At 71.1% G+C, this 14,272-nt stretch carries 13 protein-coding genes and 1 pseudogene; 4 read left to right on the top strand and 10 right to left on the bottom strand.

Annotation, left to right across the window (positions count from 1 at the left end):
* From ACFQ7Q_RS35220 to ACFQ7Q_RS35210, 3 genes are all read left to right on the top strand, one after another.
* Positions 1 to 95: acyl-CoA dehydrogenase family protein (locus tag ACFQ7Q_RS35220; protein ID WP_132919430.1), on the top strand; the 95-nt coding region annotated here is incomplete at its 5' end.
* A 28-nt stretch (positions 96 to 123) separates the two neighbouring features.
* Positions 124 to 909 carry an electron transfer flavoprotein subunit beta/FixA family protein gene (locus tag ACFQ7Q_RS35215; protein WP_383562441.1) on the top strand — a complete coding sequence of 262 codons (786 nt, stop codon included), beginning with the start codon at positions 124 to 126 and terminating at the stop codon, positions 907 to 909.
* A 33-nt stretch (positions 910 to 942) separates the two neighbouring features.
* Positions 943 to 1,899, top strand: a complete 957-nt coding sequence (locus ACFQ7Q_RS35210; protein WP_383562439.1) for an electron transfer flavoprotein subunit alpha/FixB family protein — start codon at positions 943 to 945, stop codon at positions 1,897 to 1,899.
* A gap of 704 nt (positions 1,900 to 2,603) precedes the next feature.
* Here the strand turns inward: ACFQ7Q_RS35210 and ACFQ7Q_RS35205 are convergent.
* From ACFQ7Q_RS35205 to ACFQ7Q_RS35190, 4 genes are all read right to left on the bottom strand, one after another.
* Positions 2,604 to 2,999: a Zn-ribbon domain-containing OB-fold protein gene (locus tag ACFQ7Q_RS35205; protein WP_383562437.1), complete on the bottom strand. Its 396-nt coding sequence runs from the start codon at positions 2,997 to 2,999 to the stop codon at positions 2,604 to 2,606.
* Positions 3,000 to 3,120: 121 nt separating this feature from the next.
* A complete protein-coding gene (locus ACFQ7Q_RS35200) occupies positions 3,121 to 3,831 on the bottom strand; it encodes a TetR family transcriptional regulator (RefSeq protein ID WP_383562436.1) in 711 nt (236 codons plus the stop codon).
* A 97-nt stretch (positions 3,832 to 3,928) separates the two neighbouring features.
* Entirely contained in the window at positions 3,929 to 4,690 is a 762-nt protein-coding gene (locus ACFQ7Q_RS35195; RefSeq protein ID WP_383562434.1) for an SDR family NAD(P)-dependent oxidoreductase, read from the bottom strand.
* A gap of 49 nt (positions 4,691 to 4,739) precedes the next feature.
* On the bottom strand, positions 4,740 to 5,885 hold the full coding sequence (locus tag ACFQ7Q_RS35190) for an acyl-CoA dehydrogenase family protein (protein ID WP_383562432.1): 1,146 nt from the start codon (positions 5,883 to 5,885) through the stop codon (positions 4,740 to 4,742).
* Positions 5,886 to 6,010: 125 nt separating this feature from the next.
* Here ACFQ7Q_RS35190 and ACFQ7Q_RS35185 point away from each other — a divergent pair, with 125 nt between their 5' ends.
* Positions 6,011 to 6,619 (top strand): TetR/AcrR family transcriptional regulator, encoded by a 609-nt coding sequence (locus ACFQ7Q_RS35185; protein WP_329114270.1) that lies wholly within the window; start codon positions 6,011 to 6,013, stop codon positions 6,617 to 6,619.
* A 109-nt stretch (positions 6,620 to 6,728) separates the two neighbouring features.
* Here the strand turns inward: ACFQ7Q_RS35185 and ACFQ7Q_RS35180 are convergent, their stop codons facing one another.
* From ACFQ7Q_RS35180 to ACFQ7Q_RS35155, 6 genes and pseudogenes are all read right to left on the bottom strand, one after another.
* Positions 6,729 to 7,943 (bottom strand): GNAT family N-acetyltransferase, encoded by a 1,215-nt coding sequence (locus tag ACFQ7Q_RS35180; RefSeq protein ID WP_383562430.1) that lies wholly within the window; start codon positions 7,941 to 7,943, stop codon positions 6,729 to 6,731.
* 56 nt (positions 7,944 to 7,999) lie between these two features.
* Positions 8,000 to 9,136: an XdhC family protein gene (locus tag ACFQ7Q_RS35175; RefSeq protein WP_383562428.1), complete on the bottom strand. Its 1,137-nt coding sequence runs from the start codon at positions 9,134 to 9,136 to the stop codon at positions 8,000 to 8,002.
* A gap of 43 nt (positions 9,137 to 9,179) precedes the next feature.
* Entirely contained in the window at positions 9,180 to 10,646 is a 1,467-nt protein-coding gene (locus tag ACFQ7Q_RS35170; RefSeq protein ID WP_383562426.1) for an NCS2 family permease, read from the bottom strand.
* Between the two features lie 294 nt (positions 10,647 to 10,940).
* Positions 10,941 to 13,343 (bottom strand): xanthine dehydrogenase subunit D, encoded by a 2,403-nt coding sequence (gene pucD, locus ACFQ7Q_RS35165; protein ID WP_383562424.1) that lies wholly within the window; start codon positions 13,341 to 13,343, stop codon positions 10,941 to 10,943.
* Positions 13,344 to 13,345: 2 nt separating this feature from the next.
* Entirely contained in the window at positions 13,346 to 13,939 is a 594-nt protein-coding gene (locus ACFQ7Q_RS35160) for a (2Fe-2S)-binding protein (protein ID WP_383562422.1), read from the bottom strand.
* A 2-nt stretch (positions 13,940 to 13,941) separates the two neighbouring features.
* Positions 13,942 to 14,272: pseudogene (locus tag ACFQ7Q_RS35155) on the bottom strand (xanthine dehydrogenase family protein subunit M); the annotation flags it as partial.

The raw sequence follows: 14,272 nt of genomic DNA, 5'->3' as shown, positions 1-14,272 counted from the left end.
CCGTCGAGCGCATGATGCGCGACGCCAAGATCACCCAGATCTACGAAGGCACCAACCAGGTCCAGCGCATCGTCATGGCCCGCAACCTCCCGTAATCGTCTGTCACTTGAAAGGAGCCAGGCCGTGACCCTGAGGATCGCTGTCTGTGTGAAGTACGTACCCGACGCGACCGGCGACCGTGGTTTCGCCGACGACCTGACGGTCGACCGCGACGAGGTCGACGGCCTGCTGTCGGAGCTGGACGAGTACGCGGTCGAGCAGGCGCTGCGCATCTCGGAGGAGTCCGACGACGCCGAGGTCACCGTCATCACCGTCGGCCCGGACGACGCCAAGGACGCGCTGCGCAAGGCCCTGTCCATGGGCGCCGACAAGGCGGTCCACGTCAACGACGACGACATCCACGGCTCCGACGTCATCGGCACCTCCGCGATCGTCGCCAAGGCGCTGGAGAAGACCGGCTTCGACCTGGTCGTCTGCGGCATGGCGTCGACCGACGGCACCATGGGCGTGCTGCCGGCGCTGCTGGCCGAGCGGCTGAACCTCCCGCAGGTCACCCTGCTCTCCGAGGTCTCCGTGGAGGACGGCCTCGTGAAGGGCCGCCGGGACGGCGACGCCGCCACCGAGCTGCTCGAGGCCCCGCTGCCGGCCGTCGTCTCGGTCACCGACCAGTCGGGCGAGGCCCGTTACCCCTCCTTCAAGGGGATCATGGCCGCCAAGAAGAAGCCGGTCGAGGAGCTGGACCTGGACGACCTCGAGATCGACGCCGACGAGGTCGGTCTGGCGGGGTCCTGGACCCTGGTCGAGTCGGTCGCGGCCCGCCCCGCCCGTACCGCGGGCACGATCGTCACCGACGAGGGCGACGGCGGCAAGCAGCTCGCCGCGTTCCTCTCCGCCCAGAAGTTCATCTGACCCACCGTCACTATCGTTCAGGAGCAAGGAATCATGGCTGAGATCCTGGTTCTCGTGGACCACGCCGACGGTGCGGTCCGCAAGCCGGCGCTCGAACTGCTCACCCTGGCCCGCCGGATCGGCGAGCCGACGGCCGTCGTGCTCGGCGCCGGCGAGGCGGCGGCGTCCATCGCCGCGACCGCCGGGGAGTACGGCGCCGCCACCGTGTACGTCGCGGACGGCGCCGAGTTCACCGAGCAGCTCGTCGTGCCCAAGGTCGACGCGCTGACCCAGATCGCGAAGGACAAGGGCGTCGCCGCCGTCCTGGTCACCTCCTCCGGCGAGGGCAAGGAGGTCGCCGCCCGCGTCGCGCTGCGTCTCGGCTCCGGTCTGATCACCGACGCCGTGGAGCTGGAGGCCGGCGACAAGGGCCCCGTCGCGACCCAGTCCGTCTTCGCCGCCTCGTACCAGGTGAAGTCGGCCGTGTCGCACGGCGTCCCGGTCATCACGGTCAAGCCCAACTCCGCCGCGCCGGAGGCCGCCCCGGCCGCCGGTACGGTCGAGAACGTCACCGTCGCCTTCACCGGCAACGCGGCCAAGGTCGTCTCGCGCACCCCGCGCGTCTCCACCGGCCGTCCCGAGCTGACCGAGTCCGCGATCGTGGTCTCCGGCGGCCGTGGTGTCGGCGCGGCCGAGGGCTTCGAGGTCGTCGAGAAGCTCGCCGACTCCCTCGGCGCGGCCGTCGGCGCCTCGCGCGCCGCGGTGGACGCCGGCTGGTACCCGCACTCCAACCAGGTCGGCCAGACGGGCAAGCAGGTCTCGCCGCAGCTGTACATCGCGGCGGGCATCTCCGGTGCGATCCAGCACCGGGCCGGTATGCAGACGTCGAAGACCATCGTGGCCGTCAACAAGGACGCCGAGGCCCCGATCTTCGACCTCGTCGACTACGGCGTGGTCGGCGACCTCTTCGAGGTCCTGCCGCAGCTGACGGACGAGATCGGCGCGCGGTAGGGGCCGGTCCCCGCAACAAGGAAGCGGCCCGGTGGCACTCTGTGCCACCGGGCTGCTTCCGTCGTGTCCGGGCTCGGATCGGATCCGGCGGGGACGATCTCGTCGAGTTCCGGCTCGGAACCGGGGGGTCGGTCCTGTCGCGCGCCGGCTCGGAGCGGGCGGGCCGGTCCTGTAGTACTCCGGCTCGGAGCCGGTCGCGACGGTCCTCTGGTGCTCGGGATCGGATCCGGTCGGGCCGGTCCCGGCTCGCTCGGACTCGGAACCGGGCCAGGCCGCTTTCATCGCGCCTGGGCTCGGAACTGGGCCAGGCCGCTTTCATCGCGCCTGGGCCCGGAACCGGGCCAGGCCGCTTTCATCGCGTCTGGGCTCGGAACCGTGCCGGGGCGCTTTCATCGTGTCTGGGCCCGGAACCGGGCCTGGTCGATCTCGTCGATCTCCGACGCGGATCCGGCCGGGTCGGTCCTGCCTCGCTCCGACGCGGATCCGGACGGGACGGTCCTGCCTCACTCTGGCTCGGAGCCTGTCAGGGCGGCCCAGCCTCGCTCCGGCTCGGTCGCTCGGGACGGTCCTCGCTCCGGCCCCCAACCGGACGGGACGGCCCAGCCTCGCTCCGGCCCGGAACCCGTCAGGGCGCCCCGCCTCACCCCGGCCCGGAACCGGTCGGGACGGTCCTGCCTCGCTCCGGCTCGGGGCGGTTCGTCCGCTCAGATCCAGCCGTCGAGCGGGACCTCTTCGCAGAGCCGGACGACCGGCTGCGCCGCCACCGCCGAGCGGGCGGAGAGCTTCACCCGGACACCGGGGCGCACCGCGTGCAGCGGCCCGTCGACCCGGCAGCGGACCACGAAGCCCTCGGCCATGTGCACCGGCCACAGGTCGGCGTCGGCGGCGGTGAACCCGCGGCGGACGGTGATCACGCCTTCGCCCTCGCTGCGTTCGGGCGCGAGGTCGGTCGACCCGCAGGTCGGACAGAGCAGGCGCTGGAAGGTGGTGGTCTGACACCAGCGGCAGAGCTGGTAGTAGAGCTCGGCGTCTGCGGCCGATTCCTCGGTCCGGACGGCGGCGCTTATGGTCCTCAGTCCCGTGGATCCGGTGTGGAACACGATGCGTTCTCCTTGCACTCGGCGGCTCAACCGTGCATGGAGCCAAGATATGGCACTGAGTGCCATCAAATAAAGACCTCAGTTCCCTCAATCGAAGATACTGAGATCCCTAAGGCGCCTCTTAGCTCTCGCCGAGGCTCGACTCCACCTCACGCACCACGCGCCACATCGGCGTGGACCGCTTGGTGATCACCACGACGACGTCCTCGGTCTCCTCGCCCTGGGCGCCGCCGCCCTCGCCGCCCCCGCTCCAGGTGTCGCGGACGAACTCCAGCGCCCGGTCCACCTCGACCAGCGGATCGCCCTCGCCGCCCGAGCGCAGCCAGTGGCGCAGGGCGTGGTTGTGGGCGGCGACCACGGAGGCGGCGACCACGTTGGCCCGCAGGGTGCCGTCGCGGCGGTCGGCCCAGCGGGTGCGGAGGTAGTCGCCGAGCGTCTTCTCGTACCGCCAGACGACCGACAGCTCGTACGTCCGCAGGCCCGTCACCTCGCGCGTGAGGCGGTAGCGCTGGACGGAGAAGGTCGGGTTCTCGGCGTACATCCGCATGACGAGACGGGTGGCGTCGCAGATCCTGACCAGCGGGTCGTCGGTGTCCGCGCTCGCCGCGAGGAACTCGGTCATGTCCGCGAGGCTCTGCTCGTGGTCGGGGAAGACCACGTCCTCCTTCGACGGGAAGTACCGGAAGAAGGACCGCCGGCCGACCCCGGCGAGGCTGACGATGTCGTCGACGGTGGTCTGCTCGTACCCCCGCTCCAGGAAGAGCTGGAAGGCCGCCGCGATGAGGGAGTCCCGCATCGCGGGCTTGGCGGTGTTCGTCGACGCAGTTCCCATGGCCCGAACCTAACATCCGGCGGCCGGAAAAGCGGCACTTGGTGCCAGCCTCAGCTGGCACCAAGTGCTATGTCGCAGGTGCGAGGGGGTACGACGGTCAGCGGGCCGCCATGCGCAGGGCGCCGTCCATCCGGATCGTCTCGCCGTTGAGGTAGTCGTGCTCGGCGACCATCGTGACGAGCTTGGCGTACTCCTCGGGGCGGGCGAGACGCTGCGGGAAGGTGACGCTCGCGCCGAGCCCGGCCCGGATCTCCTCGCTGAATCCGGCCATCATCGGGGTGTCGACGATCCCGGGGGCGATGGTGACGACCCGGATGCCGAACTGGGCGAGGTCACGGGCCGCCGTGACGGTCATACCGGCGACGCCGGCCTTGGAGGCGGCGTACGCGATCTGGCCGACCTGGCCCTCGAAGGCGGCGATCGAGGCGGTGTTGACGACGAGGCCGCGCTGGCCGTTCTCGTCCGGCTCCTGGCGTGCGATGGCCTCGGCGGCCAGCCGCATCACGTTGAACGTCCCCAGCAGGTTGACGTTCAGGACCGTCCGGAACAGGTCCAGGTCGTGCGGTCCCTTGCGGCCCAGGATGCGGGCGGAGGGGGCGATGCCCGCGCAGTTGACGGCGAGCCGCAGCTCGGCGCCGTCGGCCTCGATCCGGGCCAGGGCCTCGCGGACGGGGCCCTCCTCGGTGACGTCGGCGGCGAGCAGCGTGACGCCGTCGGGCCGGGGTCCCGCGGCGGCGACGGCCTTGTCCAGGTCCAGGCCGTAGACGGTGGCGCCGCGGGCGGCCAGGGCGGCGGCGGTGGCGGCGCCGAGGCCGGATGCGGCGCCGGTGACGAGCGCGGCGGAGCCGGCGATGTCCATGGAACTCCTCGTACGAAGTGAGTCGTGACGTCGGGAAGGACGGGCAGGGTCAGCGGACGAGCTGACGGCTGATGACCAGCCGCTGGATCTGGTTCGTTCCCTCGAAGATCTGCATGATCTTGGCCTCGCGCATGTAGCGCTCCGCCGGGAAGTCGCGGGTGTAGCCATACCCGCCGAGGACCTGGACGGCGTCCGTGGTCACCTTCATGGCGGCGTCGGTCGCGATCAGCTTGGCGGCGCTGGCCTGGCGGCTGAAGGGGCGGCCGAGGTCACGGCGGCGGGCCGCGTCGAGGTAGGTGGCGCGGGCTGAGTCGACGGCGGCGGCCATGTCGGCGAGCAGGAAGCCGAGGCCCTGGTGGTCGATGATCTTCCGGCCGAAGGTGGTGCGCTCGTTGGCGTACGCGACGGCGGCTTCGAGGGCGGCCTGGGCGAGGCCCGTGGCGCAGGCGGCGATCCCGAGCCGGCCGGAGTCGAGCGCGCTGAACGCGATCTGGAGGCCCTGCCCCTCGTCGCCGATGAGCCGGTCGGCGTCCAGGAGGGCGCCGTCCCAGTGGGCGGAGGTCGTGGGGACGGCCTGGAGGCCCATCTTGCGCTCGGGCTTGCCGAAGCTGAGGCCCTCGGTCTCGCCGGGGGCGAGGAAGCAGGAGATGCCGTGGCTGCCCGGCGCGGTGCGGGCGAAGAGGGCGTAGAAGCCGGCCCTGCCGCCGTGGGTGATCCATGCCTTGTTGCCGGTGACGCGGTACGCGGTGCCGTCGTCGGTGCGCTCGGCCTTGCAGGAGAGGGCGGCCGCGTCGGAGCCGGCCTGCGGCTCGGAGAGGCTGTAGCCGCCGATGGTCTCGCCGGCGAGCATCGCGGGCAGCCAGCGCTCCTTCTGCTCCGCGGTACCGAAGGAGTACAGCGGGTGGCAGGCGAGCGTGTGGACGCTGGTGGCGACGGCGACGGCCGCCCAGCGGGCCGCCAGCTCCTCCAGGACCTGGAGGTACACCTCGTACGGCTGGCCTCCGCCGCCGAACTCCTCGGGGTACGCGAGGCCGAGCAGCCCGGCGTCGCCCAGGGTGGTGAACAGACCTTCCGGGTACGTCTCGGCGGCCTCGTGCTCGTCCACGCGGGGGGAGAGCTCCTTGTCGGCGATCTCCCGCGTGAGGGCGATGAGGTCCGCTGCCTCGGGGGTGGGAAGCAGGCGGTCGACATCCATGGCGACTCCAGTGAAGCTCAGCACCGCTTGTAACGGTACTGCGGGCGGTACGGCAGTACCGTTGAGAGTAGCGCAGAAGGGTTCCGCCGTAACCCCCCGAACGGGTCGGCCTGCATACTGTTCGGGTGATCGAGACCTCAGCCGCCGGCGCCGCCCCCAAGCTGACGGGCCGCGGTGCGGCCCGCCGGTCCGCGCTGTTCGAGGAGCTGGTGGCCCTCCTGGTCGGCGAGGGCTTCGCCCAGCTGACCCTGGACGATCTGGCCGCCCGGCTGCGCTGCTCCAAGCGCACGCTCTACGGCCTGGCGGACAGCAAGGAACAGCTCGTCCGGGCCGCCGTGGTCCACTTCTTCCGGCGGGCGACCACCCGGGTCGAGGCCGTGCTGGCGGCGGAGCAGGAGCCCGCGGAGCGACTTGCCGCGTATCTGCGGGCGGTCGCGGCCGAACTGGCCCCGGTCTCTCCCCGGTTCTTCGACGACGTGGCCGCCTTCGAGCCCGCCGCCGAGGTCTACGAGCGCAACACCCGCGCGGCGGCGGGCCGGGTGCAGCAGCTGATCGAGGAGGGCGTCCGCGCGGGCGCGTTCCGCGAGGTGCACGTGACCTTCGCGGCCGATGTCATCGCCTCGGTCATGGTCCGTATCCAGCAGCGGCAGGTCGCCGCGGCGACCGGGCTGGCGGACGCGGAGGCGTACGGACAGCTGGCCGAGCTGCTCCTGAACGGCCTGCGCAAGAGCTGAGGACCCCTCCGGGGCATCCGGCCGATACCGGCCCTCGCCTCGTCACCCCCGGATCGGGGGCGTCCACCAACCGCCCACGCCGCCGAACGTCGTCCGATCGGGAACCGGGCTAGAACTCGTCGCCGGTGTGCGGCAGCCGGGCCGTCCGCAGCGCCGTGTCGAGCGTGGCGGCCACGCCCGGGACGTGCTCCTCGACCAGGCCGGCGGCGACCAGGTCCGTGACCCGCGTACCGCCGAGATAGCAGGCGCCCAGGTCCCGTACGCCGATGGAGAGTTCGGCCGGGTCGCCGGTCGGCTCGTACCGCGCCTCCTCCGGGCCTGCCGTGAGCCGGAAGCGGCCGGAGTTGGCGGGGAGCCGGCCGTCGTGCACCTCCAGGACGAGATCCACCGCGGCGGCCCAGGAGCGGGCCGTCAGTGCCGCGCGGACGTCGACGAGTCGCACCCACAGCGCGGGGAACTGCCCCGTCACACGCACCTGGTCGCGGTCGCCGGCGAAGAGCAGCAGCGGGTCGTCGAGCGGCCTTCCCCAGGCGCGGACGGTGCCGGTCAGATCGATCGAGGCGAGGTAGCGCCAGAGCGCGGCCGCGGCGGCCGGTGTGTCGGCCTCCAGCTCGTCGACCCGGACCAGGCCGGGGGTGTGGGTCTCCTCGTTCTCGCCCTTGGTGCGGTAGACGGCGTATCCGGCGAGGGGGTCGCCGAGGGCGACGATCCGGGGTGGGGAGAGCTCGTCGTCCTCCTCGTCCTGGTCGGCGAGCCACTCCCCGCTCCAGCGTTCCTCGTCCCGCGCGATCCGGCCGGCCCGCACGGCGCGCGTGGCCTCGAAGCAGGGCCCGACGGCGGCGGGCGCGTCGGCCGGATCGATCAGGCGCAGCGGGCGCTCGTCGGGGTCGATCCGCAGGGCGAGCGGGCGCCGCGAGTCGATCTCGACCGTGACGCCCTGGGTGGCGGGTCCGAAGCCGAACCGGCCGTAGATCGCGTCCTCGGAGGCCCAGAGCGCGGCGATCGGTTCGGCGCGCTCGGCGCAGCGGCGGAAGAGCTCGGCGAGCAACGCGGAGAGCACTCCGCGGCGCCGGTGCGTGGGGGCGACGGAGACGTAGGTGAGCCCGGGGCAGGGCAGTTCGCCGCCGGGTACGGAGAGGGTGAAGCGGTGCGCGGCGACGAAGCCGACGAGGGTCCGGCCGTCGTACGCCCCGATCCGCTCGCACGGGAGGAGCAGCTCGCGGTGGTGCTTGCGCTGCTCCTCCTCGGGACGCTCGTGGAAGACGAGGTACGCGAGGTCGAGGGCGCGGTCGAGATGCGCTTCGGGTACGTCACGAATGTCCATGATCCGGACCCTAACGGTCGACCGCGCCGGTACTCCAAAGGCAGGCGCGCCGCCGGTCAGGCGACGGACCCTATCCGGCCATCGGGTGCGCGCGGTCCGTCGTGGTGGATCGGGGTGTGGGCACCGGTCAGGGAAGTGCCGGAGCCGCCGCGGCGGTTGGCGACGATCTCGGCGGCGATGGACAGGGCCGTCTCCTCCGGGGTGCGGGCGCCGAGGTCGAGCCCTATCGGGGAGCGCAGACGGGCCAGTTCGAGTTCGGTGACACCGACCTCGCGCAGGCGCTTGTTGCGGTCCTCGTGGGTGCGGCGGGAGCCCATCGCGCCGACGTAGGCGACGGGAAGCTTCAGGGCCGCTTCGAGGAGCGGGACGTCGAACTTGGCGTCGTGGGTCAGCACGCACAGCACGGTCCGCCCGTCGACCTCGGTCGACTCCAGGTAGCGGTGCGGCCAGTCGACGACGATCTCGTCGGCCTCGGGGAATCGCGCCGGTGTCGCGAAGACGGGCCGGGCGTCGCAGACGGTGACGTGGTAGCCGAGGAACTTGCCGACCCGGACGAGGGCGGAGGCGAAGTCGATGGCGCCGAAGACGATCATGCGGGGGGCCGGGACGGAGGACTCGACGAGGAGGGTGAGCGGCTGTCCGCAGCGGCTGCCGTCCGCGCCGATCTCGACGGTGTCGGTACGGCCGGCGTCCAGCATCGCCAGGGCCTCGCCGGCGGCGGTGCGGTCCAGCTCGGGGTGGCCGCCGAGACCGCCCTCGTACGTACCGTCGGGGCGGACCAGGAGTGCCCGGCCCATCAGGTCGGCGGGGCCGTCGACGATCCTGGCGAGAGCCGCCGCCTCCCCCGAGACGGCGGCGGCCAGAGCGGCGGGGAAGACCCCGCCGCGGACCGGGGTGACGAGGATGTCGATGATTCCGCCGCAGGTCAGACCCACGGCGAAGGCGTCCTCGTCGCTGTATCCGAAGCGCTCGACGACGGTCTGGCCGTCTTCGAGGGCCTGTTGGCACAGCTCGTAGACCGCGCCCTCCACACATCCGCCGGACACCGAGCCGATCGCCGTTCCGTCGCTGTCGACGGCGAGCGCGGCGCCCGGCTGCCGGGGCGCGCTCCCGCCGACCGCCACGACGGTGGCGACGGCGAACTCGCGTCCCTGCTCGACCCACCGGTGCAGCTCTTCGGCGATGTCCAGCATCTCGAACTCCTCGATACGTGTGTGGAGGGCGACGTTACGGGCGTCAGCTGACGCCCAGCCAGCTCTCGATCGGATGGATCGCGAAGAACACGATGAAGATCGCGGTCAGGCCCCACATGAAGGCGCCCACTTCGCGTGCCTTGCCCTGCGCGGTCTTGATGACGGCGTAGGAGATGACACCGGCCGCGACACCCGTGGTGATGGTGTACGTGAACGGCATCAGGACCACGGTGAGGAACACCGGGATCGCTACGGAGCGGTCGCTCCAGTCGACGTGCTTGGCGTTCTGCATCATCATCGCGCCGATGACGACCAGGGCCGCGGAGGCGACCTCCGCCGGCACGATCGCGGTGATCGGGGTGAAGAAGAGGCAGGCGGCGAAGAACGCGCCCGTGACGACGGAGGACAGACCCGTACGGGCACCCTCGCCGACGCCGGTCGCCGATTCGACGAAGACGGTCTGGCCGGAGCCGCCGACACCGCCGCCGATGACACCACCGGCACCGTCGATGAACAGCGCCTTGGACAGGCCGGGCATACGGCCCTGCGAGTCCGCGAGCTTGGCCTCGGAGCCGACACCGATGATCGTGGCCATGGCGTCGAAGAAGCCTGCGAGCACCAGGGTGAAGATGATCATGGTGATCGTGATGTAGCCGACGTCGCCCCAGCCGCTGAAGGACACTTCGCCGATGAGCGAGAAGTCCGGCGTGGAGACGGCGCTGCCGCTGAGCTCCGGCGGGCCGGAGAACCAGGCCTTGGCCGGCAGGTCGCCGACGGCGTTGACGATGGCGGCGATGACCGTGCCCGCCACGATGCCGATCAGGATGGCGCCGGGCACGTTGCGGGCCTGGAGCGCGAAGATCAGCAGCAGGGTGAAGGCGAAGATCAGGACCGGCCAGCCGGCCAGCTCACCGGCCGGGCCGAGGACCACCGGGCCACCGCCGGGCGAGGGGTTCTCGTGGACGAAGCCGGCCTTGACGAAGCCGATCAGCGCGATGAAGAGGCCGATGCCGATGGTGATCGCGTGCTTGATCGCCAGCGGGATCGCGTTCATGATCATCTCGCGGAGACCGGTCACCACCAGGAGACAGATCACCACACCGTAGGCCACACACATGGCCATGGCCTGCGGCCAGGTCATGACGGAGATGACCTGCGAGGACAGGACGCCGGAGACGCTCAGACCGGCTGCCAGGGCGAGCGGGACCTTGCCCCAGAAGCCCATCAGCAGGGTGGTCGCGGCGGCGGCGAGGGCGGTCGCGGTGATGAGTGCGGGCTGGCTGAGGACGTTGCCGTCCACATCCTTGCCGCCGAGGATCAGGGGGTTGAGCAGGAGAATGTACGCCATCGCCATGAAGGTGGTGACGCCGCCGCGGATCTCCGTCGCGACGGTGGATCCTCTCTCCGAGATGTGAAAGTACCGGTCGAGCCAAGAGCGGCCGGCGGGGACGTTCGAGCCGGAGCCCGCGTCCTCCGAGGCGGTCTTGGGCTCCACTGACGACTGGGTCATGGGGCCTACTCCCAAGGTTCAAAGGGGCACCCGCATAAGACTGGGGAAGTCAGAAAAGCCGCGGGATTTGGGATGGTGCGTTGGCTGCACGACCCGGGGGACGGCCCGAGACGAACTTGGATGAATCAGGTCAATCTGGTGCTACTCGGTACTGCTCGATGGTGCTGGTGATGCTGTTGTTACTCGGTAACGCTGGTACTGCCGGTGGTATCGAGCGGTGATACCGGGGGTCGCTCCGGGCGGTGCGGGCGGGAAGTGTGACGTTCCTGGGAGGCACACACCGCCCGGAGAGTCCTAGAGGGTGCCGGTGAGCGCCTCGGGGCGGACCGGCGTCTTGTTGAGCTCCAGGCCCGTCGCGTTCCGGATCGCCGCGAGGACGGCCGGAGTGGACGACAGGGTCGGGGCCTCGCCGAGTCCCCGCAGGCCGTACGGCGCGTTGGGATCGGCCAGTTCGAGTACGTCGACCGGGATGGTCGGCGTGTCGAGGATCGTCGGGATCAGGTAGTCCGTGAAGGAGGGGTTGCGCACCTTCGCGGTCTTCGGGTCCACGATGATCTCTTCCATCACCGCGACGCCCAGGCCCTGGGTGGTGCCACCCTGGATCTGGCCGACGACGGAGAGCATGTTGAGCGCCTTGCCGACGTCCTGGGCGGTCGCGAGCTCGATGACCTTGACCAGGCCGAGCTCGGTGTCCACCTCCACCACCGCGCGGTGCGCGGCGAAGGTGTACTGGACGTGGCCGTCGCCCTGGCCGGTGACCAGGTCGAACGCGACGGTCGGGCGGTGCCGGAACTCGTGCTCCTGGTCGATGGCCTCGCCCTCGAGGACGTCCGCCAGGTCCGCGAGGACCTCGCCGCCGTCCGTGACGACCTTGCCGTTCTCCAGCAGGAGCTCGGCGGTGGCCCACGCCGGGTGGTACGAGCCGAACTTGCGCCGGCCGATCTCCAGGACCGCCTCGCGCACCTTCTCGCAGGTGTTCTTCACCGCGCCACCGGTCATGTACGTCTGCCGGGAGGCGGACGTCGAACCGGCGGAGCCGACCTGGGTGTCGGCCGGGTGGATGGTCACCTGCGTGACACCCAGCTCCGTGCGGGCGATCTGCGCGTGGACGGTGACACCGCCCTGGCCGACCTCCGCCATGGCCGTGTGGACCATCGCGACGGGCTCGCCGTTGATGACCTCCAGGCGCACGCGGGCGGTGGAGTAGTCGTCGAAGCCCTCGGAGAAGCCGACGTTCTTGATGCCGACCGCGTAGCCGACACCGCGGACGACGCCCTCGCCGTGCGTGGTGTTGGACAGACCGCCCGGCAGTGCGCGGACGTCCGCCTGCTCCCCGGCGGCGAGCCACTGCTGCTCCGGCGGCATCGGGCGGGCCTTCACCCGGCGCAGCAGCTCGGCGACCGGGGCCGGCGAGTCCACGACCTGGCCGGTCGGCATGATCGTGCCCTGCTCCATGGCGTTCAGCTGGCGGAACTCGACCGGGTCCATGCCCAGCTTCGCCGCGAGCTTGTCCATCTGCGCCTCGTAGGCGAAGCACGCCTGGACCGCGCCGAATCCGCGCATCGCGCCACAGGGCGGGTTGTTCGTGTAGAGGCCGACCGCCTCGATCTCGACGTCGTCGATGACGTACGGGCCGACCGAGAGGGAGGAGGCGTTGCCGACGACGGCCGGGGAGGCCGAGGCGTAGGCGCCGCCGTCCAGCACGATCCGGCACTTCATGTGCGTGATCTTGCCGTCCTTGGTGGCCCCGTGCTCGTACCAGAGCTTCGCCGGGTGGCGGTGCACATGGCCGAAGAACGACTCGAAGCGGTTGTAGACGATCTTGACGGGCTTGCCGGTGCGCAGCGCGAGCAGGCAGGCGTGGATCTGCATCGAGATGTCCTCGCGACCGCCGAAGGCACCGCCGACGCCGGAGAGCGTCATGCGCACCTTCTCCTCGGGCAGACCGAGGACGGGGGCGATCTGCTTGAGGTCCGAGTGCAGCCACTGGGTGGCGACGTAGAGGTCGACACCGCCGTCCTCGGCGGGCACCGCGAGGCCGGACTCCGGGCCGAGGAAGGCCTGGTCCTGCATGCCGAAGGTGTACTCGCCCGTGACGATGACGTCGGCCTTCTTGGCGGCCTCGTCCGCGTTGCCGCGGATGATCGGCTGGCGGTGCACGATGTTCGGGTGCGGGACGTGACCGGAGTGGTGGTCGTCGCGGCCCTCGTGGATCAGCGGGGCGTCCTCGGCGAGGGCGGAGGCCTCGTCGGTGACGACCGGCAGTTCCCTGTACTCGATCTTGACCTTGGCGGCCGCGCGGCGCGCGGTCTCCGGGTGGTCGGCGGCGATCAGGGCCACCGGCTCACCGTGGTGGCGTACCCGTCCGTTGGCCAGGACGGGGGTGTCCTGGATCTCCAGACCGTAGTTCTTCATCTCGGTCGGCAGGTCGTCGTACGTGAGGACGGCGTACACGCCGCCCATCGCGAGCGCCTCGGAGATGTCGATGGAGACGATCTCGGCGTGGGCGACGGTGGAGCGCAGGGTCTGGCCCCACAGCATGTCCTCGTGCCACATGTCCGAGGAGTACGCGAACTCACCGGTGACCTTGAGGGTGCCGTCCGGGCGGAGCGTGGACTCGCCGATGCCGCCCTTGGTGTGGTTCTGGGTGACGTTCGTCGGCGTGCCCGCCGGAACGGTGCGCGTGTTCTGCGCCATGGTCAGACCGCCTCTCCCTGACGGGCGGCCGCCAGGCGGACCGCGTCGAGGATCTTCTCGTAGCCCGTGCAGCGGCAGAGGTTGCCGGAGAGGGCCTCACGGATGTCCTGGTCGGACGGGTCGCTCTGGCGCTCCAGGAGCTCGTCGGCGGCGACCAGGAGACCCGGGGTGCAGAAGCCGCACTGGACGGCGCCGGCGTCGATGAACGCCTGCTGGATCGGGGAGAGTTGCACACCCTCACCGGTCTGCGAGTCGGTCGGCTTGGCCTGCCACTTCTTCGCCGAGTCGAGGCTGGTGCCGCAGCCGCCGGTGCCACAGGCACCGCCCGGGTGGACGTCCTCGCGGTGCTGTGCGTAGTCCGCGAGGCCCTCGACGGTGACGACCTCGCGGCCCTCGACCTGGCCGGCGGCGACGAGGCAGGAGCAGACCGGCACGCCGTCGAGACGGACCGTGCAGGAGCCGCACTCGCCCTGCTCACAGGCGTTCTTGGAGCCGGGAAGCCCCATCCGCTCACGCAGAACGTAGAGGAGGGACTCGCCCTCCCAGACGTCGTCGGCTTCCTGCGGACGACCGTTGACCGTGAAATTGACGCGCATGGTTATGCAGCTCCCTCAAGCGAGCGGCCGGTGCCGCGGTACTGCTCCCAGGTCCAGCCGAGCTGACGGCGGGCCATGATGCCGACGGCGTGGCGGCGGTACTTGGCGGTGCCACGGACGTCGTCGATCGGGTTCGCGGCGCCCGAGCACAGGTCCGCGAACTGCTTGGCGATCGACGGGGTGATGATCTTGCCGCTCTCCCAGAAACCGCCCTCCTCCAGAGCCGCGTTCAGGAAGGCCTCGGCCTCCTTGGCGCGGATCGGGGTCGGCGCGGCCGAACCGATGCCGGTACGGACCGTGCGGGTCTCCGGGTGGAGCGCCAGGCCGAACGCG

The sequence above is a fragment of the Streptomyces sp. NPDC056527 genome (assembly GCF_042794475.1).
Taxonomy (GTDB): domain Bacteria; phylum Actinomycetota; class Actinomycetes; order Streptomycetales; family Streptomycetaceae; genus Streptomyces.
This window is presented reverse-complemented; position numbering and strand designations above follow the sequence as displayed.

Bases quoted from the DNA above. Each gene is read 5' to 3' on its own strand.
- ACFQ7Q_RS35210 (WP_383562439.1), top strand. From the start codon at position 943: ATGGCTGAGATCCTGGTTCTCGTGGACCACGCCGACGGTGCGGTCCGC.
- ACFQ7Q_RS35200 (WP_383562436.1), bottom strand. From the start codon at position 3,831: ATGGGAACTGCGTCGACGAACACCGCCAAGCCCGCGATGCGGGACTCC.
- ACFQ7Q_RS35195 (WP_383562434.1), bottom strand. From the start codon at position 4,690: ATGGACATCGCCGGCTCCGCCGCGCTCGTCACCGGCGCCGCATCCGGC.
- ACFQ7Q_RS35190 (WP_383562432.1), bottom strand. From the start codon at position 5,885: ATGGATGTCGACCGCCTGCTTCCCACCCCCGAGGCAGCGGACCTCATC.
- ACFQ7Q_RS35180 (WP_383562430.1), bottom strand. From the start codon at position 7,943: ATGGACATTCGTGACGTACCCGAAGCGCATCTCGACCGCGCCCTCGAC.
- ACFQ7Q_RS35175 (WP_383562428.1), bottom strand. From the start codon at position 9,136: ATGCTGGACATCGCCGAAGAGCTGCACCGGTGGGTCGAGCAGGGACGC.
- ACFQ7Q_RS35170 (WP_383562426.1), bottom strand. From the start codon at position 10,646: ATGACCCAGTCGTCAGTGGAGCCCAAGACCGCCTCGGAGGACGCGGGC.
- pucD (WP_383562424.1), bottom strand. From the start codon at position 13,343: ATGGCGCAGAACACGCGCACCGTTCCGGCGGGCACGCCGACGAACGTC.
- ACFQ7Q_RS35160 (WP_383562422.1), bottom strand. From the start codon at position 13,939: ATGCGCGTCAATTTCACGGTCAACGGTCGTCCGCAGGAAGCCGACGAC.